We start from the raw sequence: 26,405 nt of genomic DNA, 5'->3' as shown, positions 1-26,405 counted from the left end.
CCGCCAGCGCCAGCCCCGCATCGTCTGCGGCTACTTCGCCGCCCCAGCCGTCCGCTACACGACCGCGTAGGAAACCAAACTGTTCCGACTCAATAGATGCCACGGCCATCGCCAACCTAGTTACCGCTCGTCCCGCAGCTTTCCTGGACGGGAACGTGTTCGTCACCACGTGGGCGAACTGGACTGATCAGGAAGCCCGAGGCCGGCAGGTCGGGCGCGTCGTGAGGTTGCTCGATACCGTCGGAGAATTTCTCTCAGATGCCGGGCCAAAGAGCCGCCTGGAACTTGCTTTGACTCGGCTTACTCTGGACATGCTTGACCACACAGTGGCGCGGTAGGTGTAGCCAATGGGTACCTCCTTCGTTGATCCCAGCTTCCTAGGCAGTGTCGGGCCATCTGGCTTTACCCGACAACTTGAGCGCCTGGCCCTGCACCTTGGTTTCAGTGATGTCGCCAACATTGACGGTTCTTACGACCAGGGCGGTGACCTCCCTGCTACGCGCAACGGTCGCCGTTGGGTTTTCCAGGCTAAATGGAAGCTAACAGGGTTGGCCTCACCTTCAGCGCTCGATGAGGTGATCCGAGCCAAGGCTTACTACAACGCGGACCACGCGGTAGTCGTCACCAACACACATTTCGGTCCCTGGGCAAGGAAGCGTCAGAAGGAGCTTTCTGCAGCTGGCATCCGAGTAGAGCTTTGGGGAGGAAGCGAGCTCTCTGACCTCTACGCTGGGTATACATCACAACGACTGCCGGCTCGCGAGTTGCGGCCATACCAGCTAGCTGCATTCGAAGGAGTCATAGGGGATCTAGAAGGTACTGGTAGATCCCTCCTCATCCTAGCCACAGGCCTAGGTAAAACAGTGGTTGGAGGTGAGGTGATCTCTCGATTTTTCATGCGGAAACCAGATGCCCGCGTCCTAGTCGTAGCCCCTACTAAAGAGCTTGTGGAGCAGCTTGAGCGTTCCCTCTGGCACCACGTTCCTAAAAGCGTGAGAACCCGTTGCTGACTGGGGACAGCAGGCCTGACGACCTTCGCGGGGTCACCTGTGCCACAATCAGTAGCGCTTTGGGATACGCCAAGGGCGGTTACAAGCCTGACCTAGTTATGGTTGACGAAGCCCACCATGTAGCCGATGACGGGCAACTGGCATCCCTCCTAGATACTTTGCGGGAAAGTGCGCAGTTCGGCGTGACCGCGACGCCGTGGAGGGGAGATCGTTTCGATATCCGCGCACGATTTGGCGAACCCAGCTACACGTTGGGCATTGAGGACGGCATGCGCCTTGGCTACCTGGCCGAAGTGCAATACCGACTGTATGCCGACAATATCGACTGGGATTTTGTCCGTGGCGCTAGTGAACACAGGTACACCATCAAAGATCTCAACGCCCGGCTCTTTCTGCCAGAACGGGATGAAGCTCTGCGGCAACAGCTGATTGCGGTATGGGGCAGGACTGCAGAACCGCGAGCAATTGTTTTTTGCCGCACCGTGAAACATGCAGAACGGCTGTCCCACTCACTCAGTCAAGTACCGCAATGGAAAGGAGCTCAGGCAGTACACGCTGGGCTTCACAAGCGTGAGAGACAGATGCGGCTCATGCGATTCCGTCAAGGTGCCGTACCTATCCTTACCGCTGTGGATATACTCAATGAGGGCGTTGATGTTCCAGATGTGAACCGCCTAGGAACAGCAGAAATCAAACGCTGACCAGGGCGGATGCCGACATAAGAGGGCGGGAGTCAGTCTCACTGACTCCCGCCCTCTCTCGTTATCTCGCAGTGTTCGCGACACACCTCCGACACAGCGCTCAGAGGCCTTCCGCTCGTGCCCCTGTCCGGCTGACAGAGCGGTGCGGTCTGCCCGAATTGGGCGGCGCCGCGGGCGTTGGCGGCCTTGCCCCGCCGCAGCCGCACCGCTGCCAGCACCGGCAGGGCCGCTTCCTACCTGTCGTCTTTGTCCCGGCCGTCTTCGAAGACGAAGAGTGGTTTGGTGCCATGTGCGGGTGCTTCGGCGAGCGAGATGGCTTCAGTGAAGCGTTCGAGCGGGAACGGCTGGCCTTGGGGGATGCTCAGCACTTCATCGGCGACGAGACTGCGAACTTGGGACAGCGCGCGCAGCGCATCCTCAGGTGAGGCAGTGCCGAACCAGCGGTTCAGCCAGAAGCCACGGACTGCTTTGGTCTCGTAGATAACCGAGCGTGCCTGCAGCGGGATCGTCAGCGCTGCCGGGTCAGTCTGCCGATGGGTAGAGAGCGCGCCGTAGACCACGACCTCTCCTCCCGGAGCCAATGCCTGGGATACCTGGGCAGCCACGGGGCCCGCGACACAGTCGATGGCCTTGCGCACGCCGGCCGGTCCTGCTACTTCAGCCACACGCTGCACCAGGTCCTCGTTCTCAGTGCAAATGACCTCTTCACCACCAAGCGCTTTGATCTCCTCAACGGCATCGCGTCGCCGCACGACATTGATCGTGCGAATACCCAGATGCCTGGACAGCTGAATGACGAGCCGGCCGACGGTGGAGCCCGCGGCCGTCTGCAACAACCATTCGCCCGGCTGTACGTCGAGTTCGTGAGTCACGAGGAGCAGCGCGGTCAACGGGTTGACGGCGAGTTGACAGGCGCTGGAGTCGCTCAGATGGTCGGGGACCGGCAGGAGCCTTCGTGTATCGGCAACATGGTATTCCTGCCAAGTGCCGGCCACATGGGGCCCGGGTACCGCCGGGACTGCAGCGGCCACCACGCGCTCGCCGATCTTTAGTCCCTCGGTATCCGGGCCCAGGGCCTCAATACGGCCCACGCATTCCATGTTACCCCCAACAGTGGGAAACTCGGGGGAGAAGCCGTAGCGGCCGCGCAGCACGTGCAGATCACTGGCGTGAATCGGAGTCGCCTTCACACGGATCAACGCCTGACCGGCTTTTGGCGTGGGAACAGGCCGGGATTCCAGCCGTAGGACATCGGTAGGCTCGCCGACCTTTCCGGCTACGAGCGCGCGCATGAATTGAGACATGAGTGACCTTTCGTCTCTCAGCGCCCGACAAACTCGGCGGGTGTTCTGGACAAAAACGATGCTGGTGCCGGCATCCTCGTCGGCGCCCAGGCTCCGGCCCCTCCCTTCTCAATGGAACCCCCGGCCCGTGCGCAGAGTGTCATCGACGTCGGGCCCCTCTAGGCCTTTGCCGGCCCGCTCAGTACGATCATGTAAGCGCGCCGAGTTCGAATCTCTCATTTCACGTTACGCCCGGCCCCGGAAAGATTCCCGGCGGCGGACGATGCGTCTGGTGTCGTATGACATCGACTTCGATGACGTCTCGCTCGATCTGCGCGAGTACACGCGAGCAGTACTTCGGCGTGTCTGCGCACACGCGGGCAGTAGGCTGGGCAGCTTTCGAGGGGACGTTCCACTACGACGAGCTCCTCAGCGATGTGGTGGCCCACCAGGTCTACGGCTACTGCACGACCGGCATCGAACCGGTGGTCGAGTGGGACACCGTGGCCCTGCGAGGCGAGGAGTGGCGCCACCGAATTGCCGAGGTTCGAGCGGCTTTGGACGCCTTGCTGTCCGCCTCGGAGATACAAGACAGGAAGAGCCGCACCGACTGAGTGTCTAACTGCGTGACAACGCTGGCGAACAGCGGCGAACCAGCACGAACGACTGCGGACCACCAGCGCAGAAGAGAGCCACACCGCCCCAAGGCACTGCCCGCCCAAGTTGCTTCGGGACAAAGAGGTCCTGGGTTCAATGCTGCGCCGGGTGGTGCAGAACCAGGTCAGGCCCGGTGCTGCGGAAGCAGCACCGGGCCTGACGGGCGAGAACTGTCGGGCAGGGAACCGCCCCCATCAGGGGCGATAACGCTCGCTCACCGCTGCGAGGTGACCGCGGCTGGTCGCAACGCGGAGCACGTCCCGCAAAGCCCCGGTCAGTTCCTCCGCCAACCGTCGCAGGTCCTCCGGGCCCACGTCCTGGTCGTCGAGGGTGCCCGAGGCCTGCTCCAGCAGCTCGGCCGCCGTTCCCAGTTGCACCGCTTCGATGTTGTCCGCCAGACGGGACATGTATCCGCCCTTGTCGTCGGTGTTCAGGTAGCAGGGCTTACCCTCCGGCCCCGACCATGGGAGTAGCCGCAGTTCGTTCGGTGCCGTCATCCTTGCGTCTGCCTCTCATCGGTCATGTGGTGGGTGGTGAAGACCGCGTCGACCGCGTTCCCCCGGGAACACCAGAAGCGCGGCCTCGACAACTCGCCCGGTGGAGTCAGTCGCAACGCGTGTGATCGCGAGGACTGCCACGGCGGAGCCGATCCGGAGGGCCGATGCTTCGTCCGGTGTCGGTGGGCGGGCGCATACCGTCTCCCGTACAGCTGCCGGCGGCAAACTCAGGACGGCGAATCGCGTGGCCGTCTCCCGCCACGAGGATTCGTCGTCCAGCACTCCGGCCGGTGCCAGGTCGCGCGGGATGTAGATGCGGGCCAGTCCGTGCGGTGACTCTCCCTCGTGGCTGATGCAGAAGAACTCGGCGAGAGGGCTGCCCGTCGGCACCTTCAGCAAGGTCGTCAGATGCCCGTGTGCCTGAACCGTGGTGGTGCGAACGGTGACGCGCAGGGCTGCTTCAGCGGCGGTCCACGGGTCACTAGGTTAGGGCTAGTGGACTAGATTTTCCATATGCCTGAGCAGCCGCCCTATCTCCGCATCGCCGACGAACTCCGGCGACGGATCGCGGAGCACGTGTGGGAGCCAGGGGACCGTCTGCCGTCCCGCGCCCAGATCGGCCAGGAGTGCGGGGTGGGCGAGAACGTGGTCCGCCGGGCTCAGGAGCTGCTGATCTCCCAGGGTGTGCTTGAGGGCCGCGCCGGTTCGGGTACGTACGTCGCCGAGCCCCGACAGCGAGTGCGCATGGTCCGTTCGTCCGCGCGCGATCGGCCCGACGGGTCGCCGTTCCGGGCGGATATGAAGGCCGTGGGCAGGCAAGGGGACTGGGAGAGCCGGACCGAGGCCAAGGTGCCAGCTCCGGCGGACATCGCGGCGCGGCTCGGTATCGCCGAGGGCGACCTGTGCGTCCGGACGACGTACGAGTTCCTGGCCGACGGCAGGCCGGTGCAACTCTCGACGAGCTGGGAGCCGTACGACCTCACCGCCGGCACGCTCGTCGTCCTCCCCGAGGGAGGGCCGCACGCCGGGGCGGGAGTCGTGAATCGCATGGCCGCGATCGGCATCACCGTCAGCCACGCCGTTGAGCAGCCGGAGCCGAGGCAGGCGACCGCCGAGGAGGCGTCGCTCCTGGGCATTCAGAAAACCGCGCTCGTCACGCACATTCGTCGGACGTACTACAGCGATCAAGGGCGGCCCGTGGAGACGGCTGACATCGTGGTGCCCGCCGCTCACTGCGAGATCGTCTACGAGATTCCGATCAACCGTCAGTAGGCCGTGTCTTCAAAAGCGGGTGTGTCGGGTGACAGTGCTGGTCAGGGTCTGATCGCGGTGGCGTGTCGCAGGATGCGTATGAGTGAGGCTGCCTCCCCGGCCCTCGAAACTTGACCCTCACAAGCCCGCCATTGGTGGCACGGGTGCAGGTTCCACCCACACGACCGATGAGTTCCGCCTCGCCGCGTCGTCTGCATGTTGGGAACGTCCCCCTCTCGTGGGAGGCCCGAGATGAGATGGCAAGGAGCGTGCACACCGTGGACCAGGAGAACGTGAGCGCCACCCTGACTATCGCCGTGCCCGCCGCGAGGGTGTTCGCGGTGCTGGCGGACCCGACGACCCATTCAGCGATCGATGGCACGGGCTGGGTTCAGGAATCTGTCGACCGTGCGCCGCTGACCGAGGTGGGGCAGATTTTCCGGATGGACATGTATCACCCCAACCATCCAAACGGTGACTACCAGACGGTCAATAAGGTCCAGGTGCTCGACCCGCCGCACGCCATTGGCTGGTTGACGGGGCAGGAGAAGGACGACGGTCACCTGGAGTTCGGCGGCTGGATCTGGCGTTACGACCTTGCGCCGCTCGGTCCGTCCGAGACTGAGGTCACGCTCACCTACGACTGGTCGGCGGTGCCGCAGTTCATCCGGGAGCGGGGCATCCAGTTCCCGCCGTTCGGCCCTGAGCACCTCACCAACTCGCTGCACCACCTGGCCGAGCTTGCCGCACCGACGTCCCAGGCCTGAACGCCCGGCGGCCCCTGACTCTGCCGCCTGCCGAATGCGTGTCGAAGGCCGGTCGATGAGACGCCGAGCATGGGAAGAGAAGCAGGTCGGCAGGGGTGGGGCACGCGACCCGCAAAGCGCCTTCCAAGCGCTTGGCCGCAGGTTCGAGTCCTGCCGGGGGCGCCAACCTGTGGTCAGCTCTGCCTGGCATCGTCGCAGGTCAGCGCCGTGTTTTGTCCGTCAGCGGCGTTCGTGGTTGTGCGCCACTTGGGAAGCGAGGAAGAGCCGAGTCGGCGGAACCGCGTCCAGGCTGAGGAGAAATCGCAGGTCACGGCCCCTCATCCATGGCTTGAAATGTGAGCGGCCAGCCACAGGTTCGAGCCCTACGGGGGCACCCAAAACATGGCTGGTCTCCTGCTCAAGGGCCATGGGGCCCGGCGGCCATCGGTAGGCACCGCGAGCGGGCAGTCGGCCCCTGATCAGCACAAGTTCGTGCAGTCGGCGGCCCTCTCGGCGCCAATCCGCGGTTGGTGCTCGGGAGTCGGTACGCGCTACCAGGCAGCACGCTGGCCCTCGGGGCGGAAGGAACGACCGTCGTGGCTCAGGGCGGAGCGGCCGGCGGTTGACCGAGGGAGGGAGCTGCGGGCTCCGCCGGTACCGTGTTCCCTGTGGACGGGCAGCTGAGCGACGCGGAACTCGATGAGCTGGTCGAGCAGGCCACCGTGGACGCCTACGACGACGAGGAGCAGCTCACGGGCCTCTACACGATGCTCGCAGAGCATCTGGCCGTCCCCTTCAAGACAGTCGTTCTCGGGGTCGAGGTCACCGTGAAGGTGGACCTGCTGCCCGGCAGCCAGATTGTGGCGGTCTGTACGCGAGGCAGGCACCGGCAGGCGATCGGCATTCTCGACCTTCCGTTGCCGGATCCGGCGCCCGAGGGGGCTGAGTGGATTGAGGCCTACCGGCGCCGGGGACCGTGAAGGCACCCAGGTCAGTGGTGGCCCGGCGGCGCCGGCCGGTAGCCCTGATCGCCGAGCCAGGCCCGAGCCCGGCCGTACTGCCGCTCCGCGGCGAACAGCCAGTACCGCTGCAGCTGTGCCGGTGAGGTGGCCAGCATGTCCTTGAAGCGGCGGAACGCTCCTGGGCCCTGGATCGCGATGCCGAGGAAACGGGCGAGGTCCTGGTCGTCGAGGGTGGTGATGAAGTCCTCCATGTCGCGGTAGGCGTCGCGCGATCCGGCGCACGGGACATGAAGCCACCGCTCGGTGCCTTCCGGTTCGTCCTCGTCCCATGACTCCTCGGTGTCCGCGAGGGCGGGCCGGAACTCGCCGGTGACCAGGTCGATGCGGCCACCGCCCCAGGCCGGGTCGCCTTCGAGCAGACCGGAGAGTTCCTCCAAGTCGACCGGCAGCGGCCGCAGCACGCAGACGGCACCGCCGCCCACCGTGTCGAGCTGTTCGGCGAGGACCTCGTCTCCGGGCCAGCCCCGTTCGCGCAGGGTGGACGTGCACGCGATCGCCGCCTCCCGGGAACCGGGCACGCCCTGGGAGAGGGCTGCGGTGAGTGCGTCTCCGCACTGCTGCAGCACGTCGGCGGGGTCATGCGTACGCAGCAGGGCGAGCAGGGACGGGCCGTCCGCGGTGTGGCAGGCGGCGCGGAGCGCCTTCAGCGCGTGGTCGGTTCCATGCCTCGGTCATGCCCGCGAGGCTACGCCGAGGCGCGCTGCGAGCGCCATCGTCTCCGGTGCGACAATGCGCTGGTGAGCACAGCGGACAAGGCCACAAGCAGGCGCCGGCCGCCGACGTTCGGCCCGGAGCCGTGGCCTCATCCGGCACCGTCTGGCGAGTGGTCGTACTGGGACGTGTGGTTCGCCGTGGCGTGCGTGGTGGACTGCGGCGGCGACTGGGACGCCTTCGATGTTCGCCTGACGCGGGAGCGGTCGGGCGGGGTCATGCGCGGGGCGTATCTGGAACCGTTGTGGAGTCATCTGCTGGATCTACGGGAGCGTCTTGCGGCGGACGGGCTCGGTGCGGCCGAGCTGGCCGGAGGCGCGGCGCGTGATCCGAAGGTCGTCGCCCGGGCCCGTTCCAAGGTGTGGGAGCAGGCGCTGGAGGGGCGGGCGAAGACGGCGGCCATGCGCCGGACTCCGGGTCGGCGGCTGTCCGAGCGGGCTCTGACCGGGGCGTGGCCGCGCTTCCCGGTGTCGCCGCAGGGTCCGTACGAAGCATTCGCCGGGGTTGTGGATCTGGATCGGCATAACGGCCAAGGGGCGACGATGGCGGTGGCAGAGGCTCTGGCCGAAGCCACCGTCGCCCAGGTGGGGGAAGCAGGCGGGGACGCAGCGAGGCTGCTGGCCGTCCGGCGGGCCGCGTTGACGTGCGGGGTGCGGGGCGCTGCGGGTGTGCGACGACTCGTGCGGCACACTGGGCGAGTGGCTGCGCCGAACGGTGACCGAGTACGCCGCCGTCCCCTGGCGGCAGACGGCGATGCCCACCGACGTGTTCTGGCAGGACTTCCTTGAACTCCTCGGTGAGGTCGGCGATTTCGGCGGGACGTACCGGCAGGAGGCCGAGTTGTTCGTGCACGCCGGGGTCCGGGGCGATCTGGACCTGGTGGAGACTCTGGCCTGCGCGCTGCACAGCGAGTACGCCTCGGCCCGCTGGGACTTCCGCGCCCGTGAGATCCTGGGCCTTCGCGCCTACGCCCAGGTCGCGGCCGGGGCGGTGGACCGGTTCACCGCCACCGCGGCTGTGCTGGGCTCGGAGGACTGGCAACCGCTGGACGCCATGGTCTCCTGCGCTCTGCGGCGCGGTGACGCCGCGACCGCGCGTGCCGTGATCCAGGCGGCGGACCGGCCGGGGTTTCATCAGGACTGGGTACGGCACCAGGCCGTAGAACTCGACCGGGAACTCGACGGGGAAGGACACGCATGACGCGCACCGGCAATGGTGGGGATGTGCGGGACCGGCTGCTCGGCTGGCTGCTGCCGGACGGCGGCCCGGCCGGCTCGCTCGCCCAGGAGGACGTGGAGCGGTTCTGCTGGTACGAGCTGCCGGTCAAGTGGACAGCCGAGTCCGCCGAATACCCGCACATCCTCACCGCCTTGGCCGAGCTCCTCGATGACGCCGGCCGCCCCCGAGCCGCGGCCGTCTGCACGTCGGAGGTTACCCGCGAGATCCTCGACGCGTGGCAGCACTCGCCCGATCAGGGGCGGGCCGCCTACCGGCGGGCGGTGGACGCCTCCCCGGTGACCCCGCCGGACACCGCCCTGCTCACCTGGGGGGCGGTGATGGGCATCGACGAGGCCGTCGCCCGCAGCAATGCGTCCCGGCTGCTGGAGCAGGCGCTTGACGACGGTGTGCTGGTGCCCGGCGCCCGGGGCTACGCCACCGCGCGCATCAAGCACGTGGAGCGCTGGCTCACCACCCCGCATCCCGCGCACGACGGCCGTACCCCGCTGGACGCCGTCCACAGCGAGCGCCGCCGTACCTGGGCCAAGGTCCCGCCCGCCGCCCGGCGCCGTCTGCGCGGCGCTCTGACGGACCTGCTGAGCGTGGCGCCCGAGGTGCCCGCCGACACGGCCGAACCCCTGCGCTGGCTGCTGGAGTCGGTCGGTGACGGGGTGACGCTGACCCAGGCCGGCTACCTGCCGCGGGCTCTGGTCATCGAGGCCGCCGAACGCTACGACTGGTATCTGCCCGGCATGGTGCCGCGCACCGAGTACGACGTCGCCCGCCTCGCCGAACTGCACGAACTGGCCCGCGCGGCGCGGCTGCTCGCCAAGCGGCACCGCAGGCTCGCCCTGACCGCCCGCGGTCGGCAACACCTCGCCGACCCGGCCCTGCTGCAGGCCACCGCGGCCCGCGCGTGGTTCGGCGACGGTGTCCGAGCCGAGCTCGCCGAAGCCGCCGCCGCGGCCCTGCTCGACGGGGAGCTCACGCTCGACGACCTCACCGGTGCCGTGCACACTCTGGCCGCAGAGGCGTTCACCCTCGCCGACGGCGGCACCCCGCGGCCCGACGACACCCGCCATTTCCTGTGGCAGTGGCTGCGTCCCGGCGAGGCCCTCGGCTTCCTGGCGTACCGCGATCGCCGCCGTTCCATCTCCCTCACCCCCACCGGCCGAGCCGCCGCCCTCTCCGCGCTCCGATCCCGTGCCCACGCCCCGCGGACCGCACCCTGGGCATGAACATCCCGCTCAGGGCCGGGCGGGCAGTACGCAACCGAGTTTCAGCAGCGCGGCGCGGAAGGCCATCAGGTCTTCGGGGGCCACCATGAGGTGCTTCTAGCCGATTCGGGAGCACAGCGCGCCTGCCCTGCGGTCCTTCGCAACTATTACGGCCTGCGCCTCGTCCACGCACTCCAGCAGGTGGCACGTGCCCAGATCCCGTATCTTCTCGGTGCGGGAGGCGGCGTCGGCCAGCAAAGCCGTGACAATCTGCGGCAGTTCCTCTCCTTTGCTGTTCTCAACCAGGAAGCGGCGCAGCTCCTCCAGACCGCGGCCTGCGTGGAGGGCCTTCAGCAGGGAGGCGGTGGACAGCGTCCAGACATGGTCGGTGGACCGGGTCGCGAACGCGTCGAGCAGCAGCGCCTCAGCGGGGGCCAGGCCGTCGAGTGCCACGACGTCGAAGTTCGGCAGGACCCTGACCGGGCTCCGCGCTCCGGCGGCGGGTGCCGGACCCGGGCCGGTAGTCGTCGGCGCGCCCCGTCGCGTACGCCCCGAGCGGGTTCAACCGGATGGCGAGCAGCCCGTCGTAGCGGCTGAGCCGCTCCAGCCAGTCGGCGCCCCACATGTGGCGGAAGTCGTCCCGGGCCCCCTCCGGGTCGATGTACTGGACGTCGACGAGGCCAAGGGTGGCCGCGTATTCGAACAGCACGCACAAGGTGTAGCGGCCCTGCAGCACCGGCCAGTCGTGGTGTCCGTCGTAGCCGAGGCTGCCGTACTGCGCGTCCTCCAGGTACAGCTTCCACAGCGCCCGCTCGGAGCGGACCAGGTACGGGTCATGGCCCGCGGTACGCATCGCCTTGAACAGCTCGTCCACCGTCACCCATTCCCCGGGCGGACAGCACTCGGCGAGCGCCGCACCCACCGCCTTGCGGCGCGGACCGGTCGCACTGAGGACGTTCGCCGCGCGCTGCCCCTTGACCGCCTCGATGCGGCTGAACTCGTCCAGCACCCCGTGGCTCAGCCAGCGCCGCCACAGGTGCCGGATCGTCTCGTGGGCGGGCTCGGCCGGCGCTTTGTGGCCCCGCGCGGTCAACTCCAGTCGGCCACCGGACAGTTCCGAGAGACCGCCGGCTTGAAGCAGCAGCGGCCAGGCGAAGGCCCTGACCGCCTCGCCCTCGTAGAAGTCACCGCCGGTGAGGATCTCGCCCAGCGCTCGGATCGTGGCCGCGGAGGGGCGCTTCGTCTTGTCGCTGCACCGCAGCCTGCCCGCAGCGGCAAGCTGGAGCACGGCCGCGAGCTCCGCTCTCGCCCCGTGCTCCATCGCCCGCTCGATCCACACCGCCGCCACAGCCCGCTCCTCCCCGGTGCCGCTCGCATCGGCGCACTCTACGGCGCTTGAGTACGGCATCGGTCGGCTCCGGCCGCCTTGCCCGCTCCCCGTCCGCGCCCACCAGCGCCGGCGATAGGGTCCGCCGTGTGAGCGAGTACCAGTACTACGAGTTCCAGGCCCTCGACCAGCCCCTCAGCCGCGAGGAACAGGAACAGCTGCGGGCCATCTCCACCCGGGCCCGGATCACCGCCACCAGCTTCACCAACACCTACAACTGGGGCGACCTGCGCGGGAATCCGCGCCACATGGTCGAGCGCTACTTCGACGCCCACCTGTACGTCACCAACTGGGGCACCCACCGGCTGATGCTCCGCCTGCCCAAGCAGACCCTGGCCCTGACCACGGTGCAGCCCTACTGCCTCGGCCACCACGTCGAGGCCTGGACCACCCGCACCCACCTCCTGCTCGACCTGACCAGCGAGGACGAGGGCGGCGACTGGGTCGAGGGCGCCGACGACTCGCTGGCCGCCCTCATCGGCGTACGCGACGAACTCGCCACCGGCGACCTGCGTTCCCTCTACCTCGCCTGGCTCTCCGCGCTCGCGGCCTGGGAACTCGAGGACGACGACGAAGAGGAGTACCAGACCTGCCCCGAGCCGCCCGTCCCGGTCGGTCTTGACGAACTTACCGCCCCGCAGCGCGCGCTCGCGGACTTCCTGCGCGTGGATGCCGATCTGCTCGCGGTCGCGGCCCAGGCCAGTCCCGCCGCGCCAAAGAAGCCGACCAGGCCCACGAAGAGGGAACTCGCCCCGCTGATCGCCGCAATGCCGCAGAAGGAGAAGGACGATCTGCTGCTGCGGCTCGCCCTCGGCCCCGAACCCAGGTTGCGCACCGAAATCCTGCACCGCTTGCGCGGCACCAGCGCCCCCACCACAATCGCCGGGCGCCGATCAGCCGCCCACCTCCTGGACGCCGCGCACACCCTGCGCACCGAACGCCGGAAGCGCGCCGAACACGAACGAGCCGCGGCCCGCGCCCAGCGCCTGATTGCCCTGGCCCGCGAGGCCGAATCCGCCTGGCAGCGGATCGAGGCACACATCGCCACCAAGAAGGCCACCGGCTACGACCAAGCCGTCACCCTTCTCGCGGACCTGCGCGACGCGTACGCCCACACCGACCAGAACACGGAGTTCCATCAGCGCCTGGCCCGCCTGCGCGAGCACCATCAGCGCCGTCCCAGCCTCATCCAGAGGCTCGACCGCCGCGGCCTCCGATGACACCCGGGCCTCCGAAGAACGCCCGCCGACCAGCCCGTTCCCTCCCACCATCGAAGGTAGCAAGGTGCACGCGGGAAGATGATCGGACATGAGCGCCTGCGGTCGCCGCATCCTCACTCATCGGTGTCCCCCGGACGACCAGTGGCCTGTTCCTGATCGGCAAGGAACTTCAGGATGTGGCGCACAACATTCAGTTGGCGCCGTCGAGGTTCCTCGCCTTCGTCCCCATCGACAACGACGTACCGGACCTGAACAGAGGGCGGGGGACCCCATCTGCCTCGCCCTGGAGAAGGAGGCGGCAGGGAGATCTCCTCAATCGTCATACCTCCCACCATCTCGTCGACGTGCCGATTTTCCGTGAGCCCAGCTGAACCCACGAAAGGCGTCAGCCCGGCGCGGTAACCTGGCTCGCCACGCTCGCCGATTCGGCAGCGGTCAAGACGGACTCTGGCAGCAGCGGCACCAACCGTGTCCGCCCCTCAACCCCCACGGTGGCATAAATATGCAGGTCAGCGGGCTGTCCGCGACCAGCCATGTTTTGTGGCTCCTGCCGGGGGCGCCACTGCCGACCAGCGGAAACGCCCCGGAAGGGGCATCCCTCTCCAGGGCGTTTTGCGTCCTTGACGGCAACGTCCCCGCCACGTCACCGGCGCCGCGTCACTCGTCGGCCGACCGCGTCCCGAATCGGTCCGGCGCGGCACGTTTCTCGGGATCGGCGGCAGCTGCCGCCGCGTGCGGCCCGCGGTGGCCCACGAAAAGACGATCGCGGCCGGCCCACGTCTCGCGATCCCCCGCCCGACGCCGACCGCCGCCGTTGGGCCGCTTCACCCCCATGGGCGGCACGACCCGCCCGAACAGCACCCACGACTCGCCCGGCACCTCCCGTGCCCGCACGTGCCACGCGTACCCGGCCCAGGCGTACCCGGCCCACGCGTGCCCGGCCCACGCATATGTGGCTCGTGCGTACCCGGCCCACGCGTGCCCGGCCCACGCGTACATGGCCCACGCGTACATGGCCCACGCGTATGTGGCTCGTGCGTGCTATGCGTACCGGTAGATCCCGCTGTGGTCCTCCAACTCGTCCGGTGTCACGTCCCACGGCGGCATCCTCTCGTGCCGCGCGACGACCCGGCCGTGCTGCGCGTCGCCCGGTGCGGGCGGCTTCTCGGGGAGATAGCGGGCGCTCCCCTGCCGCTGCCGCCAGCGGGACCAGAGGAGGTCGACGAAGGCGTGGTGCAGCCAGAAGACGGGGTCGTTGACGGAGGCGCCGCCCACCATGTGGCCGCCGACCCAACGGTGGACCCTGTTGTGGTTGCGCCACGAACCGGGGGCTCGCCCCGGCCCCCACCCCTCCACCTTGTTGCGGAAGCCTTTGGCGGACGTGGAGTTCCAGGGGGCCGTGTCGTACACCGGATCGGCGAGGGCCGCCTTCAGATCCTTGGACGTCGGCAGTGCGATCGGGTCCTGGGAGCGGCCCAGGTCGCGCGTGAGGTAGGCGGTGTTGGTGACCCCCTCCTTGATGGTCCACATGCCGTTGCGGTAGGCGAAGGGACCGGTCATGACCTGCCGGTCGGAACGCCGTCCGGTGCCGCCGAGCAGGTCCTCGGTCCACGGTACGGCCGTCTGGGTGCGGTTGCGCGTCCAGTCCCAGTACGGCACGGTCACCGACTCGTCCACGCGGCGCAGCGCCTGCTCCAGGTCCAGCAGGAACCTGCGGTGCCAGGGCAGGAAGGAGGGTGCCATGTGGGCGGCCCGCAGGCCGGTCTCGCCGTCGGGTACGTAGTACTCGACATGCATGCGCACGAACACGTCGTACTCGCCGCGGCGTTTGACCTCGAGCAGCGCCTTGACGAACCGGCGCCTCTCGGACGGGGTGAGCGTGCTGACGTCCTTACGCGTGTACACCATGGAGATGGTCTCCCTCGGATCCCCTGCGCCCGCTCGGCATACCGCTGTCGTCCATGCGGCCGGCACTTCCGTCCGGCGCGCCCGGCCGCGTGGTGGGGCCGAGTTCGTCTACGGCCGCGCGCGCGGCGGCGAGCGGTGTCGGATACGACTGGTAGTGGTCGATCATGGTCATCCAACTGCCGTCCGCGCGGCGCATCAGGTGCAGTGGCAGCCCGTCCACGGTGACGTGCCACGCGCCGGAGGCGTCGTCCCCGGACCGCCCGGCGTCGTACCTGATGCCGTCGATACGCCGCCCGCGATACGTCTCACCGAACAGCGGCTCCTCCGACCCGGTCGATCCCAACGCCGACACGACCGGCGCAAGCGCCACCCCGGCCCCCGACGCAAGCAGCCCCCGCAGCACCCGTCGCCGCCCCGTGGCCTTCCTGTGGTTGACGACGGGTGACGGACATCCGCCGGCGGACGGTGACGAGGCGTCGGCCGGGAATGCCGGGGCGCCGGCGGCGGCTCTCATGGAGTGCGCCGCAGAACTCGCGGAGTGCGCCGCAGAACTCGCGGAGTGCGCCGCGGTGTTGACCGATTCGGTCACGGCCCCTCCGGATTCGACCCCGGCGACCGTCGACCCGGCCACGGCACGCAGGACAGGCGCGACCCGGCGACGAGGGCGTCGCCGACCGGCAGTCCGTTGTCGTACAACAGCTTCTCCACGCCGCTCGAGGTGGCCTCCGAGCCTCCGTGGCCTTCCTCGAGAGAGCGGGCGAGGAGGTAGGGCATGTCACCGCCTAGGGGTTCGCCGCTCCGGGCCAGGGCGACGAGTACGCCCAGGTCGTCGGCTCGTAAAGGGCACGTTTCGCTGGTGGTTGAGGTCACCGCGGCACCTTAGCGACGCGCCTTGACGCACCCGCGCGTTCTCTCACCCGAGCGGACCAGCCGCGCCAACACGACCACACGAACGAGGGATTCTCCGCGATCTCCTCGTCGGACAGCCCGCACAGCCCGACTGCGGTCTCCCTTTGTGGCCTCCCTTTGGCTTTGAGACGTCCCCCGGGGACACGCAGAGCGGCCCGAGTGCGGGCGCGGGTGATCAGCGTCTTGTCCTGGGACAGCTCCAAGTGAGTTCGGTGCGCTGGACGCCGGGCAGGCGCTGCCTGACCTGCTCGGCCTCGGACTTCGGTCCGGCGAAGCCTGGGAGGTGGCTGTGAAAGCCCCTCCCGCACAGGATGGAATCGGTCCCGGGACGTCCGCAGGCACCGGCTCAGCTCTGCAGGGGAAGTCCGCCGAGCTGGTTGACGGAGTCCGTCGCACCCTTGACGGTGCTGGGCGCAGAACCCTTGCCCTCAGTGTCGAGCGCCTTCAAGGGCTACTGCAGCAGCCGCACCTGGACGGGCCCAGTGAGCTGCTTCACCACTTTGGTGAGGTCGGTGGCCTTGACCGCCTTGCCGTCGTGGGCGACGGCGGGCGTGGCGGCACCGGCCACGACCAAGGCCCCGGCAACGATGGCGGCAGCCTTCAGAGACTTCATCGTGTTTCCTTTCTTCGGCGACTCATGAGTCACCAGAGGGAATTGGTTCACCCCGTCCAACGAGCCCCGGGTGCCCCGGAAACCCCCGTCACAGGAGATTCCGGAGTCCCACACGAAAGCTCACCCGCAGGAAGGGCGTGTCCCATCCGCCTTTCTCATCCTCGTATGAACGCGGGAAACATATGAATCGGGCCGCAGAAAGCAGACGTGGTACTGGCGCCCCCCCGGGGGCCAATACCACGTCCGGGCCGTCGGCCTGCCTCCCCTCAGGCGCACCTCCCCGCCCCGGGGAAGGCAGCACGCCCCGGCAGGTCGGCGGGCGGCAGGCCGGTGCGGAGCAGGCGACTTGAGCAGATCGCCCACGGCCTCGGCCTCTGCAGGGCGGCAAGTGCGTCGGCCATGGGGGCGGCGGGCACCTTCGAGCACCACGCACCGCACCGTTCTCAGCCCTCGGACGACACCGAAGGCCGACCCCGCGCGGTGCGGGAATCGGCCTCTTCGGAACAACACCGGGAAACGCCGGAAGCGCCGGAAGCGCCGGTTCAGGAAACGGCGGGCGTCGCGACCCGGGACATCCTCAGTTTTGCAGCGGCAGACCGCCCAGCATCTGGTTGCTGCTGTTCAGGGCGGAGGTCGGGGCCTTCACGGTGTTCAGCAACGAGTCCTTCTTCTTGGTGTTGAGCGCGTCCGTCTGCCGCAGCGGCTTGGTAAGCGCTTTCACGGCGCCATTGAGGTCGGTGGCGGTCTGGGCGAACGCGGGCGCGGCTACACCGGCGATGATCACGGACCCGGCAACGACAGCGGCAGCCTTCAGAGACTTCATCGTGTTCCTTTCTTCGGCACGTATGCAGCCGGAGGGAATGCTGACGCCGCGCTCAACGAGCCCCGGCCGCTCCGGAAACCGCGCGAGCAGAAGATTGCCGAGTCCTCATATGAGAGCTCTGAAAGACAGTCCCTGAAAGCCGGAGCGCGGTACGAGAAAGAGCGGAAAAGATCAGCCGTCGTGCCGACACCGGAGGCCGGCACAACGGCTGGGCGGGCGCAGTCCCCGCCTCACGACGGCGGCAGACTCGGCAGCGGGGGCAGGCCGGGCAGGGTCGGCGCGGGCAGGCGGCTGTCGAGCAACGTGGCGGTCACGAGGTTGACGACCTCGTTCAGCACGCTCTTGACCGCCGGGTCACGTGGCTGACGTCACCGGAGGTGACCGCCTGGAGGAGGTTGTCGACCGCCTTGTCCAGGGCGGCCAGCACGTCACTCGTAAGGGCGGTGGCCTTGGAGTCGTCGGCGTTCTTCGTGAGCGAGACCGGCGCAGGCAGCGTGCTCGCCGACACGACCGGCGCAGGCAGCGTGCTCGCCGACACGACCAGCGCAGGCAGCGTGACGGGAGCCGCAGGTGTCGCCGGCTTGGCGGGCGCTGGCGACGTGGCGGGCGTCACCGGAGCCGTCGGCGTTGTCATGATCCCGGGGGCCGCCGGGTTCACCTTGGACAGGGTTTCCTTGGCGGCGTCGCCGAGCCTCTTGGCGTCGCCTGCGGACAACTGGCCGTTGTCGGCCTGGAGTACGGCGTTTCAGCAGGTCGGTGACCGAGGTGAGCGCACCGCCGACGTGGCGAGACTCCTGGCCTGCGCGAGGAGCGCGTCCGCGCCGGGAACGGGCGCATGGGACGCCGCCGCATGACCGCGCTCCCGGGCCGAGTCGGCCGCCATGGCGACGGGACCGGTGATCCCGACCAGGAGGGGGGCGCAGAGTGTCGTGGACGCGATACGCCGTGCGGGCAGACCACGCATGGGGGTTCCTTTCGACAGGCTCGGATCGTGAGGCCACCGTGGAAGGGGCCACCGCTGCCTGCAACGGGGGTAAACGCGGTCCGTGATCGCCCGTTTCCCAACGTGCCGACGTCATGCACGGTGAGACGACATGCCCCGGCTGCCCCTGGCACCGCCGCCCCCACCCGCCGTTCGAGGAAGCGCGAACCGGCCGCCTCCGGTGGTGCACCCACGAGGAGGGCGGCCGGCCGAAGGGATGCACGCGGACCTCACCGTTGACGCACGGCGGACGCGCCCTGGCGGCGGCACAGGCAAACACAGGCATCCGGGCGGGATGCCAGGCGCCGGGTCCACGCGCGGCGCCCCTTCCGGTATGCCGCCAATGAAGTGATTTCCAGGAAGTCACAACTTCACTAATCCGACACACTTGACCGGTTTCGCCCGATTAATTCCGATAGCGACTAGAGTTGCACACCTCGTTACGGATCCCTGCATCACGCACATCGCCTTCGTGCTGCCTCCTGACACGCAACCTTTTCCGAAAGGGCAACGCCGGTCATGCGCCATTCCCTGGTCCCATTGCTGCGCCGTGCGACGGTAGGCGCCCTCGCCTTGGCCGGAATCTGGGCACCCTGCGGCGCGCTGGCGGCCGCGCCTGCCGCGCCGCCATCGCCGGAGGCGGACCGTCTCGCGTTCGTCGAGCGGTACCACGCACTCCAGCACGGCGGTTTCGTCCGGGCGGCCAACGTCTCCATCAACTGCCGTATGACACGGGCGGTCCGGGGACCCCTGCAGTCGACGGCGCACTCCTGCCCGGACGCGCGCGCGGGCGGGGCCGGGGTGAACAGCGGCTTCGACATGACCTACATCGACGTCGACCAGGACCCGAACACCTACAACTCCTCCAGCGCGGAGGTCCGACTGCCCGGGGGCTCACGGGTCAGCTACGCACGGCTGTACTGGGGCGGCAACCTGCGGGTCGGCGAGCAGAAGCCGCCGGAGGACAACGGGCGGGTGCTGTTCGCCGAACCCGGCGGGGACTACAAGGAGGTCCTCGCGGACACGGTCGTCGGCCACCGTGTGGCGAACGGCGCGGACGCCTACCAGGCCTCTGCGGACGTCACGAGGCTGGTGCAGGAGAACGGGTCGGGTCTGTACACCGTGGCGCAGGTCAACGTGGCGATGGGGAGGTCTGATGCCGGCGCGTGGGGCGGCTGGACGCTGGTGGTGGCGTACGAGAACCCGGCGGAGCCGCTGCGGCACCTCGCCCTCTGGGACGGCTTCGACGCGCTGAAGTCCGGCGCGGGGGTCGAGATCCAGATGCACGGGCTGCGTTTCCCGGCGGGCGCGGGCGGCCGCGCGGGCTTGGTGACATACGACGGCGACCGCGGCGTAACCGGCGACACCTTCACCCTCACGAGCACCCGCACACGCACCACCCCTCTGCTGCGCCGCACCGCGGTCACCGCCCTCACCGACCCCGCCAACCCCCGCGACGACGTCCTGAACTCCACGATCAGCGAACCCGGGGCGGCCCCGCCGGAGCGTGTACCGGCGTACGCCAACACCCTCGGCTACGACTCCGATGTGTTCGATCTCGGACCAGGTCTGCGGGAGGGCGGCGACGAGCTGGCCTTCCGGTTCGTTTCGCAACAGGACGCGGCATGGGCCGGCGCGCTCTTCGTCGCCGTCGACGCCCAGCAGTGAGACGTGTTCCCTCCCGTATCGAGCACCACTGTGAGCGAGGACATCGCACATGCATCTGTCAGCAACCGACCCTCGGCCGCGGGTCCTTCACCTAACCCAGCCCGTGGACGGCGGGGTCGCCCGCGTCGTGACGGACCTGGTACGAGCGCAGCTCGCGGCCGGTCTGGCCGTCACGGTGGCCTGCCCCGACGGCACGCTCATCACAAGACTCCGGACGTTGGGCGCGGACGTACGGCACTGGCACGCGACGCGGTCGCCGGGTCCGTCGCTCGTCCGTGAGGTACGACACCTCGCACACGTGATTGATGAGGTGCGCCCCGATCTGGTGCACGCCCACAGCGCGAAGGCCGGGCTCGCCGGGCGGCTCGCCGTGCGGGGGCGCATCCCCACCGTGTTCCAGCCGCACGCATGGTCGTTCGAGGCCATCGGCGGAGTCACCTCGGCGCTCGCGCTGGCGTGGGAGCGGTGGGGGGCGCGTTGGGCCTCCCGGGTGGTGTGCGTGAGCGAGGCAGAGCGCACGACCGGCGTGTGCGCCGGGATCAGCGGTCGGTGGAGCGTCATCCCCAACGGCGTCGACCTGCAGCGCTTCCACCCCGCCCCCGTCGACACCGCACGGGCCCGGCTGAAGCCACTGCGCGAGGTCGATCCCGCCGCACCACTCGTCGTCTGCGTGGGGCGTCTGTGCCGGCAGAAGGGACAGGACGTCCTGCTGAAGGCGTGGAGTGCGGTCGCCCACAGGGTGCCCGGCGCGCGTCTCGTCCTGGTCGGCGACGGGCCGGACCGCGACCGGCTGCGGGCACGCGCGCCGAAGTCCGTGCTGTTCGCGGGAGCCGTCGCCGACGCCGTCCCCTGGTACCAGGCCGCGGATCTCGTCGTTCTGCCGTCCCGCTGGGAGGGCATGGCACTGGCCCCGCTGGAGGCGATGGCCTGCGGGCGTCCGGTGGTGATCACGGACGTCGACGGCGCCCGCGAGAGCCTGCCGCCCTCGCTCGCCCGGCGCTGCCTGGTCCCGCCCGAGAACCCGGCGGTGCTGGCCGGGGCCGTCGCCGAACTGCTCCTCGCTCCGCTGCTGCGCGAGTCGCTCGGCAACCAGGGGCTCCGTTACGTCCTGTCCACGCACGACGTGCGGCACACCGCCGAGGCGGTCACGCACGTCTACCGCGACCTGATCGGCCTTCGGCCCGCAACACGCGTAGCGCCCACTGAGCACAGGGAGTCCATCCACTCGTGACCGCGGAAAGCACCGTCCCCTCCCCCGGCACACCGCCCCGGGACCACGGACTCTCACCCGTCTCAGTCATGCCGCCCCGCGGCGCCGCCCCGAATTTCCGGTCCCCCGCCGGCAGACCGCCCGCGCGGTCGGCCTCGCCGGTGCCGCTGCTCGTCGCGGACGGCGCGGCCGCCCTGCTGGGCGCCCTCACGCTGACCGGAACCCAGCTCCACCCACTCCCCGTGGCCGTACTGTTGGCCGCGTCGCTGCTTCTGCGCCCGCACCGCGCACGCCCGTCGGCGCCGGGGGTGCTGGACGAACTGCCCGCCGTCTGCGGCCGGACCGCGGTGGCCTGGCTGGCACTCGCGGCGCTCGTCGCGGCGTACCGGCCGGAGCCCGCGCTGTCCGTCCGCACCCTGCTGGCGGGCTTCGCCGTGCAGGCGGCGGTGAGCTGCGCGCTGCGCGGCGCCGTGCACGCGAGGTGGCGCGCCGCCCTGCTGCGCCACCCGCGCGCCGCGCTCGTCATCGGCCCGGCGGCGACCGCGCAGCGTGTGGCCGCGGCCGTGCTGCGGCACCCGGGGTGCGGGGTGCGCCCGGTGGGGATCGTCGCGGAGCACCCGGACAGCAGCGGGGGCCTGCCGGTGCTGACGACCGGTGAGGAGATCGAGCGGGCGGCCATCCAGAACGGGGTGCGGGCGGTGCTGGCCGTCCACCCCTCCGTACGGGCCGAACAAGGGCCGCTGCTGCGGGGCCTGGCCGAGTCGGGCTGCGTGGTGTGGGAGGTCGACGCCGACTCTCCGTCGTACGCGGCGAAGGAGCGGCTGGCCGGGTTCTCCTGCCGGCATCTGGAGATGTCTGCGGCGCGCCGCGGCAGCGCGGGCAAGCGGATGCTCGACATCCTCGTGTCGGGGACGTTGTTGCTGCTGGTCAGCCCTATGCTGCTGGCGTGCGCGGTGGCGCTGCGGATCAGCGACGGGCCGGGCGTGGTGTTCCGGCAGGAGCGGATCGGCAAGGGCGGAAAGCCGTTCACGCTGCTGAAGTTCCGCACTCACCGCCCGGTCGACGAGCACGAGTCGGCGACCCGGTGGAGCGTGGCGAACGAGTACGAGATGCGCGGGTTCTGCCGCATGTTGCGGCGCACCTCGCTCGACGAGTTGCTCCAGCTGTGGAACGTGCTCCGGGGCGACATGAGCCTGGTCGGCCCGCGGCCCGAACGCCCGTACTTTGTCACGCAGTTCGGGCAGACCTACCCGGGTTACACGGCCCGCCACCGCATGCGGACCGGCATCACCGGCCTCGCCCAGATCCACGGGCTGCGCGGCGACACCTCGATTGAGGACCGCTGCCGGTTCGACAACGCCTACATCGACAACTGGTCGCTGTGGCAGGACATCTGCATCCTGCTGCGCACCGCAGCCGCGCTCGTGCGTCCGACGGGGAGCTGACCGCAGTGAGCCATGTCTTGACCCCGCTGACGCGCCACATCACCGCGGCGCCGCTTCTGCCCGTGGTGGCCGTGCTCGCCCTGCTGGCGCTGCCGCACACCCTGGGCGGCGAGGGCGGCATTGGTCCCGCCGACGCGGTGTCCGGGCTCGTGGTGCTGTTCTGCGCGAGCCGCCTCGCACGGGACCGGCGGCGCCCCCTGTCGCGTACGGCCGCCGTGGTGCTGGGCCTGCCGGTCGTCGGGCTCGCCCTCGCCGCCATGGGGGCGTCCTCGCCCGGAGCCGGGATCACCGGCATGGGCCGCTATCTGCAGATCTTCGTGCTCGTCCCGGCGGCCGTCCTGCTGCTGATCCGCAACCGGGGCGACTTCCGGCTGCTGGCCTGGTCGTTCGTGGGGCTCGCCCTGTGGCAGGGCGCCGTCGGAGTGCACCAGTACGTCACCCGGACCGGCGCCTCCTACCAGGGCGAGGAGATCCGGGCCGTCGGCACCTTCGGGGCGCAGGACGTGATGGGCATGGCGACGGTGGTCGCCGTCGGCCTGGTGTGCGCGCTCGGTCTCGCACTCGGGCGGACGTCCGTACGCCAGCGGGGGGTCGCCGTCGGGTGCGCGCTGGCGCTGCTGCCGCCGCTCGCGCTGTCCTTCAGCCGGGGCGCGTGGATCGCGACGGCCGCGACCTGTGCGGTGCAGCTGGTGCTGGCCGGGCTGCGGCGCGCGCTCAAGGTGGCTGCGGCCGTGGCCGCCGCGGGCATGGTCCTGGTGGGCGGCCTCGGCGTCGGCACAGCAATGCTGCAGGAGCGGATGGACAGCATCAAACAGGTCACCGACGCTCCCGACCAGTCCGTCGTCGACCGGTACACGATGTGGGCGGCCGCGACCGCCATCTGGCGCGAACACCCGCTGAGCGGCGTCGGGTTGAAGGGCTTCCCCGAGTACCGGGACGGGCACGCCTCACCGGCGCTGTCGTCAGGCAGCGACACGGAGGGCGCGGGGGCCGCGTACCGGAGGCAGCCGCTGCTGTCGCCGCACAACATGTACCTGCTGGCGCTCAGCGAGCAGGGCCTGATCGGGCTGTTCGCATTCGCCGGGAGCTGGCTGGCGCTGCTGGTGTGCGGGCTGCGGGGCCTGTTCCGGGCGCGGACGTCACGGGCGGGCGGCTTCGACTGCGGGCTCGTCGCCTGCGGGCTGCTGGTCTGGCAGCTGACCGACTTCGTGTACGCCGACATCGGCGGTTCCTCCACAGTGCTGACCGCCGTGTGCTTCGGGCTGGTGGCGTGGTGGGCGCTGGCCGGGAGCGACGAGGCAGGGGCCGTGACGCCGGTTCCGGTGCTCGGGAGCGTCGGGGAGGCCGTGGCGCGATGACAGTGACACCTCCGCGGATTCCGCGGGCTCCCGGATCTCGGACCGACGGGGCGGCCGTACCCGCGCCGCAGGCCAAGGACCGCACAGACCTCACCGGTGTCACCCGGAGGTTCCTCGCCAAGGCCGCCCTGATCACGGCGTCGCTGTCGGTCGCCGGGTCGCTGCTCGGCCTGGTGCGGGACCAGGCGCTGGCCCGGCTGTTCGGGGCGGGCAGCGAGACGGACGCCTTCCTGGTCGCCTGGACGGTGCCGGAGTTCGCCGCCACGCTGCTCATCGAGGACGGGCTGGCCATCGCGCTGATCCCGGCGTTCAGCACGGCCCTGGCCCGGCGCGCCCAGGGTGCTCTCGGCGATCCGGTCCGCTCCCTGGTCGCCGGCACCCTGCCCCGCCTGGCCTTCGGTTTCGTCGCCGTGTCCGCGTTGATCGCCGGCGGGGCCCCCTACCTGGTCCAGGTTCTGGCACCCGGCCTGTCCGACCCGCGCCTCGCCACCGACTGCACCCGGCTGACGGCGACGTGCCTGCTGAGCTTCGGGCTCGCCGGGTACTGCAGCGCGGCCCTGCGGGCGCACCGCCGCTTCCTGGCGCCCGCGGCGATCTACGTCGCGTACAACACCGGCATCATCGCCGCGATGTTCCTGCTCGGCGGACGCTGGGGCGTGCGATCGGCGGCGGCCGGGGTCGCGGTGGGCGGCTGCCTGATGGTCGCGGCGCAACTTCCGTCGTTGTGGCGGCAGCTGAAGAGGCGCACGCCCGCTTCCAGCGGTGCCGAGGTCGAGGCCGAGGCACGCCCGATGAACCTTGCCCTGATCAGCACCGTTCTCCTGTTCGCCCTGTGCCGCCAGTCCCAGGTCCTGATCGAACGCTTCCTCGCCTCCACCCTCCCCGCCGGGGCCATCTCGCACCTCAACTACGCGCAGAAGGTGGCCCAGATCCCTATGACGCTCTCGCTGATGCTGTGCACCGTCACCTTCCCGGTGGTGGCGCGGGCGCTCGCCGACGGCGACACCGAGCGGGCCCGCGCCCGCGTGGAGCGGGACCTGGCGCTGGCTTCCTGCCTGGTGCTCTTCGGCGCGGCGGTGGTGGTCGCCTGTGCCCCGCAGATCATCGAACTCCTCTTCCAGCGGGGCGCGTTCACCGCGCAGGACACGGCGGCGACGGCGGTCGTCCTGCGTGTGTACGCCTTCGGGTTGCTGGGCCAGACCCTGGTGGGCACCCTGACCCGCTCGTACTTCTCGGCGGGGCGGCCCACCTGGTATCCGGTCGGCGCGATGGCCACGGGCATCGTCGCAACCTCCTGGATCGGGGCAGTGACCGTGGACTCCTGGGGTGTGTCGGGGATCGCCGCCGCCAACGCCGCCGGAATCACCGTCACGGCCGCACTGCTGCTCGCCGGCCTCGCGAGTGTGCCGAAGGGGCACGCCGGTGTCCCGAGTGCATGGGAGTCGCCCCGCCCGGGCGAAGCCGAGAGCGGGGGAGTGCGGCGGCCCGACGGGCTGAGCACGGTCGCGGTCCCGACACCGGCTGTGGCACCCCGTGGGCGAGCCGCGCGTCGAAGCAGCCCGCGCGGGGTCCCGATCCGTACCCGGCAGGTGCTGGCCGAGCTGAGCAGGCCGCTGCGGGCGGCGGCGGTGGCAATGGTGGCGGGGGCGTTCGCCGCGAGCGGGCCGGAGTCCCCGGTGACGGGCCTCGCGGTCGGCTGCGTGACCGTGACCGCCGTCTTCCTCCTGCTCGGCCGGGCCCTGGGCGCCCAGGGCTGCACATCCGCACTCCATTCCGTACGTACCGTCACACGAAGGCTGACACATGGCCGTTTCCATTGATTCCGTCCGCACCGGCAGCCGCCCCGCGGCGCGCCCCGGCCCTGTCCCGTGGGTGGCGATGTACCACTCCGTGGGCGACTGCTCGGACGACCCGTACCGCATCACGGTGACGCCCGAGCGGCTGGAGCAACAGCTGGCCTGGCTGCACCGGCGCGGGCTGCGCGGCGTGTCCCTGCGCGAGCTGTTCGCCGCCCGCGCCCGGGGGAAGGGACGAGGCCTGGTCGGTCTCACCTTCGACGACGGATACGCCGACTTCCTCGCCCACGCCCTTCCGGCGCTGCACCGCTGGAACTTCGGTGCCACCCTCTTCCCGCTGCCCGGACGGCTCGGCGGCGTCAACTCCTGGGACCCGCTCGGTCCGCGCAAGCCGCTGCTGACCGCAGACGGCATCCGGCGCGCGGCTGCCGAGGGCGTGGAGATCGGCTCGCACGGGCTGACGCACATCGATCTCACCCGTGCCGACGACGTCACGCTGAAGGCCGAGGTCGCCGACAGCAGGACACTGCTGGCGGAGCTGATCGGTGCTCCGGTCGACGGCTTCTGCTACCCGTACGGCACGGTCGACGGGCGGGCCGTCGCCGCCGTACGCGACGCCGGATACGCCTACGCCTGCGCCATCGACCCCGGTCCCCTGACCGGCCCGCACGCCCTCCCCCGTCTGCACATCGGCCAGAACGACACGGCCTGGCGGCTCCACCTCAAGTACAGGCTGCACCGGATGCGCCGACACCCGGTGGAGGGCATGTGAC

Annotated in this window: 26 protein-coding genes and 3 pseudogenes; 15 read left to right on the top strand and 14 right to left on the bottom strand. The window is 69.8% G+C overall.

Features of this window, described 5'->3' with window-relative positions; translation table 11 throughout:
- Nucleotides 1-347: 347 nt before the first annotated feature.
- Entirely contained in the window at nucleotides 348-1,010 is a 663-nt protein-coding gene (locus ABZV31_RS19130; protein ID WP_355895015.1) for a restriction endonuclease, read from the top strand.
- 98 nt (nucleotides 1,011-1,108) lie between these two features.
- A complete protein-coding gene (locus ABZV31_RS19125) occupies nucleotides 1,109-1,711 on the top strand; it encodes a helicase-related protein (RefSeq protein WP_355895012.1) in 603 nt (200 codons plus the stop codon).
- A gap of 233 nt (nucleotides 1,712-1,944) precedes the next feature.
- Here the strand turns inward: ABZV31_RS19125 and ABZV31_RS19120 are convergent, their stop codons facing one another.
- A complete protein-coding gene (locus tag ABZV31_RS19120; protein WP_355895010.1) occupies nucleotides 1,945-3,015 on the bottom strand; it encodes a zinc-dependent alcohol dehydrogenase family protein in 1,071 nt (356 codons plus the stop codon).
- Nucleotides 3,016-3,308: 293 nt separating this feature from the next.
- Here ABZV31_RS19120 and ABZV31_RS19115 point away from each other — a divergent pair, with 293 nt between their 5' ends.
- Nucleotides 3,309-3,608 (top strand): hypothetical protein, encoded by a 300-nt coding sequence (locus ABZV31_RS19115; RefSeq protein ID WP_355895007.1) that lies wholly within the window; start codon nucleotides 3,309-3,311, stop codon nucleotides 3,606-3,608.
- Between the two features lie 237 nt (nucleotides 3,609-3,845).
- Here ABZV31_RS19115 and ABZV31_RS19110 read toward each other — a convergent pair whose 3' ends face one another.
- Nucleotides 3,846-4,148: a hypothetical protein gene (locus ABZV31_RS19110; RefSeq protein WP_355895004.1), complete on the bottom strand. Its 303-nt coding sequence runs from the start codon at nucleotides 4,146-4,148 to the stop codon at nucleotides 3,846-3,848.
- Nucleotides 4,145-4,628, bottom strand: a pseudogene (locus tag ABZV31_RS19105) (UTRA domain-containing protein); the annotation flags it as partial. The pseudogene ABZV31_RS19105 and the gene ABZV31_RS19110, both read right to left, overlap by 4 nt.
- Before the next feature lie 33 nt (nucleotides 4,629-4,661).
- Between ABZV31_RS19105 and ABZV31_RS19100 the strand changes: the two are divergent.
- From ABZV31_RS19100 to ABZV31_RS19090, 3 genes are all read left to right on the top strand, one after another.
- Nucleotides 4,662-5,420, top strand: coding sequence for a GntR family transcriptional regulator (locus ABZV31_RS19100; RefSeq protein ID WP_355895001.1), 759 nt, complete (start codon nucleotides 4,662-4,664; stop codon nucleotides 5,418-5,420).
- A gap of 257 nt (nucleotides 5,421-5,677) precedes the next feature.
- Nucleotides 5,678-6,166, top strand: coding sequence for a polyketide cyclase (locus tag ABZV31_RS19095; RefSeq protein ID WP_355894998.1), 489 nt, complete (start codon nucleotides 5,678-5,680; stop codon nucleotides 6,164-6,166).
- A 647-nt stretch (nucleotides 6,167-6,813) separates the two neighbouring features.
- Nucleotides 6,814-7,125 carry a calcium-binding protein gene (locus ABZV31_RS19090; RefSeq protein ID WP_355894995.1) on the top strand — a complete coding sequence of 104 codons (312 nt, stop codon included), beginning with the start codon at nucleotides 6,814-6,816 and terminating at the stop codon, nucleotides 7,123-7,125.
- Nucleotides 7,126-7,136: 11 nt separating this feature from the next.
- On the opposite strand, the gene ABZV31_RS19085 is transcribed toward ABZV31_RS19090, so the two are convergent.
- Nucleotides 7,137-7,733: a UPF0158 family protein gene (locus tag ABZV31_RS19085; RefSeq protein WP_355894992.1), complete on the bottom strand. Its 597-nt coding sequence runs from the start codon at nucleotides 7,731-7,733 to the stop codon at nucleotides 7,137-7,139.
- Between the two features lie 811 nt (nucleotides 7,734-8,544).
- Between ABZV31_RS19085 and ABZV31_RS19080 the strand changes: the two genes are divergently transcribed.
- Together ABZV31_RS19080 and ABZV31_RS19075 are read left to right on the top strand one after the other, a co-directional pair.
- Nucleotides 8,545-9,078 (top strand): hypothetical protein, encoded by a 534-nt coding sequence (locus ABZV31_RS19080; protein ID WP_355894989.1) that lies wholly within the window; start codon nucleotides 8,545-8,547, stop codon nucleotides 9,076-9,078.
- Nucleotides 9,075-10,334 carry a hypothetical protein gene (locus ABZV31_RS19075; protein WP_355894987.1) on the top strand — a complete coding sequence of 420 codons (1,260 nt, stop codon included), beginning with the start codon at nucleotides 9,075-9,077 and terminating at the stop codon, nucleotides 10,332-10,334. Before ABZV31_RS19080 ends, ABZV31_RS19075 begins: the two co-directional genes overlap by 4 nt.
- A 96-nt stretch (nucleotides 10,335-10,430) precedes the next feature.
- On the opposite strand, the gene ABZV31_RS19070 is transcribed toward ABZV31_RS19075, so the two are convergent.
- Nucleotides 10,431-10,766 (bottom strand): helicase-associated domain-containing protein, encoded by a 336-nt coding sequence (locus ABZV31_RS19070; RefSeq protein ID WP_355894984.1) that lies wholly within the window; start codon nucleotides 10,764-10,766, stop codon nucleotides 10,431-10,433.
- Complete coding sequence (locus ABZV31_RS19065; RefSeq protein ID WP_355894983.1) at nucleotides 10,738-11,721, bottom strand: hypothetical protein; 984 nt, start codon at nucleotides 11,719-11,721, stop codon at nucleotides 10,738-10,740. The genes ABZV31_RS19070 and ABZV31_RS19065 overlap by 29 nt, the downstream gene beginning before the upstream one ends.
- Nucleotides 11,722-11,789: 68 nt before the next feature.
- Here ABZV31_RS19065 and ABZV31_RS19060 point away from each other — a divergent pair, with 68 nt between their 5' ends.
- On the top strand, nucleotides 11,790-12,920 hold the full coding sequence (locus ABZV31_RS19060; RefSeq protein WP_355894980.1) for a hypothetical protein: 1,131 nt from the start codon (nucleotides 11,790-11,792) through the stop codon (nucleotides 12,918-12,920).
- 713 nt (nucleotides 12,921-13,633) lie between these two features.
- On the opposite strand, the pseudogene ABZV31_RS19055 reads toward ABZV31_RS19060, so the two are convergent.
- The 8 genes and pseudogenes from ABZV31_RS19055 to ABZV31_RS19020 form a co-directional block, all read right to left on the bottom strand.
- Nucleotides 13,634-13,814: pseudogene (locus ABZV31_RS19055) on the bottom strand (IS5/IS1182 family transposase); the annotation flags it as partial.
- Nucleotides 13,815-13,961: 147 nt separating this feature from the next.
- Nucleotides 13,962-14,828: a tyrosinase family protein gene (locus ABZV31_RS19050; protein WP_355894978.1), complete on the bottom strand. Its 867-nt coding sequence runs from the start codon at nucleotides 14,826-14,828 to the stop codon at nucleotides 13,962-13,964.
- Entirely contained in the window at nucleotides 14,812-15,417 is a 606-nt protein-coding gene (locus tag ABZV31_RS19045; RefSeq protein WP_355894976.1) for a tyrosinase family oxidase copper chaperone, read from the bottom strand. Before ABZV31_RS19045 ends, ABZV31_RS19050 begins: the two co-directional genes overlap by 17 nt.
- Nucleotides 15,414-15,698 (bottom strand): DUF5949 family protein, encoded by a 285-nt coding sequence (locus ABZV31_RS19040; RefSeq protein ID WP_355894973.1) that lies wholly within the window; start codon nucleotides 15,696-15,698, stop codon nucleotides 15,414-15,416. The genes ABZV31_RS19045 and ABZV31_RS19040 overlap by 4 nt, the downstream gene beginning before the upstream one ends.
- A gap of 385 nt (nucleotides 15,699-16,083) precedes the next feature.
- A pseudogene (locus ABZV31_RS19035) lies at nucleotides 16,084-16,350 on the bottom strand (hypothetical protein).
- Nucleotides 16,351-16,927: 577 nt separating this feature from the next.
- A complete protein-coding gene (locus tag ABZV31_RS19030; protein WP_355894972.1) occupies nucleotides 16,928-17,173 on the bottom strand; it encodes a hypothetical protein in 246 nt (81 codons plus the stop codon).
- A 331-nt stretch (nucleotides 17,174-17,504) separates the two neighbouring features.
- Entirely contained in the window at nucleotides 17,505-17,888 is a 384-nt protein-coding gene (locus ABZV31_RS19025) for a hypothetical protein (RefSeq protein ID WP_355894969.1), read from the bottom strand.
- A gap of 30 nt (nucleotides 17,889-17,918) precedes the next feature.
- Nucleotides 17,919-18,137, bottom strand: a complete 219-nt coding sequence (locus tag ABZV31_RS19020; protein ID WP_355894967.1) for a hypothetical protein — start codon at nucleotides 18,135-18,137, stop codon at nucleotides 17,919-17,921.
- A gap of 537 nt (nucleotides 18,138-18,674) precedes the next feature.
- On the opposite strand from ABZV31_RS19020, the gene ABZV31_RS19015 reads away from it, so the two are divergent.
- The 6 genes from ABZV31_RS19015 to ABZV31_RS18990 are packed head-to-tail and all read left to right on the top strand — an operon-like array spanning nucleotide 18,675 to nucleotide 26,404.
- Complete coding sequence (locus ABZV31_RS19015) at nucleotides 18,675-19,823, top strand: DUF3344 domain-containing protein (protein ID WP_355894965.1); 1,149 nt, start codon at nucleotides 18,675-18,677, stop codon at nucleotides 19,821-19,823.
- Nucleotides 19,824-19,872: 49 nt separating this feature from the next.
- A complete protein-coding gene (locus ABZV31_RS19010; RefSeq protein ID WP_355894962.1) occupies nucleotides 19,873-21,054 on the top strand; it encodes a glycosyltransferase in 1,182 nt (393 codons plus the stop codon).
- Nucleotides 21,051-22,478 carry an exopolysaccharide biosynthesis polyprenyl glycosylphosphotransferase gene (locus tag ABZV31_RS19005; RefSeq protein ID WP_355894960.1) on the top strand — a complete coding sequence of 476 codons (1,428 nt, stop codon included), beginning with the start codon at nucleotides 21,051-21,053 and terminating at the stop codon, nucleotides 22,476-22,478. Before ABZV31_RS19010 ends, ABZV31_RS19005 begins: the two co-directional genes overlap by 4 nt.
- A 5-nt stretch (nucleotides 22,479-22,483) precedes the next feature.
- Complete coding sequence (locus ABZV31_RS19000; RefSeq protein WP_355894957.1) at nucleotides 22,484-23,836, top strand: O-antigen ligase family protein; 1,353 nt, start codon at nucleotides 22,484-22,486, stop codon at nucleotides 23,834-23,836.
- Nucleotides 23,833-25,656 (top strand): lipid II flippase MurJ, encoded by a 1,824-nt coding sequence (locus ABZV31_RS18995; protein WP_355894954.1) that lies wholly within the window; start codon nucleotides 23,833-23,835, stop codon nucleotides 25,654-25,656. Before ABZV31_RS19000 ends, ABZV31_RS18995 begins: the two co-directional genes overlap by 4 nt.
- Nucleotides 25,640-26,404, top strand: a complete 765-nt coding sequence (locus ABZV31_RS18990; RefSeq protein ID WP_355894952.1) for a polysaccharide deacetylase family protein — start codon at nucleotides 25,640-25,642, stop codon at nucleotides 26,402-26,404. Before ABZV31_RS18995 ends, ABZV31_RS18990 begins: the two co-directional genes overlap by 17 nt.
- Nucleotide 26,405 lies beyond the last annotated feature (1 nt).

It is taken from the genome of Streptomyces sp. NPDC005202 (assembly GCF_040608235.1).
Lineage (GTDB): Bacteria > Actinomycetota > Actinomycetes > Streptomycetales > Streptomycetaceae > Streptomyces.
Note: the sequence above shows the minus strand (reverse complement) of the source record. Positions and strands in the feature narration are given on the sequence as shown.